The sequence below is a fragment of the Pseudomonas sp. F220 genome, assembly GCF_057813935.1.
Map to the genome: position 1 here is coordinate 1 of NZ_JBVASJ010000205.1, position 255 is coordinate 255.

1 protein-coding gene is annotated in these 255 nt (G+C 62.7%); it reads left to right on the forward strand.

The window, feature by feature from the left end; translation table 11 throughout:
- A partial coding sequence (locus tag ACZYSM_RS29650; protein WP_489077249.1) for a type VI secretion system baseplate subunit TssF occupies positions 1 to 255 on the forward strand: 255 nt, incomplete at both ends.

The window sequence follows — 255 nt, forward strand, 5'->3', positions numbered from 1 at the left end:
TACGACTGGCCTACGAGCCGGATGGCCGCTCGTTGTTGCGACTGCGTTTTGCCTGCGGTGCGTTGACGGATTGGAGCCAGATTGACCTGAGTCGCCTGCCGTTGTACCTCAATGGCGACGCGCCGCTCGCCAGCGCCTTGCACCAGGCGCTGACGCTCAACACTCAGGCACTGTATGTGCGCCTGGCGGGACAACAAGAGCGTTATGAGCTGGACGGCCATTTCGCGCCCAAGGGGTTCGCGGATGAAGACCGTC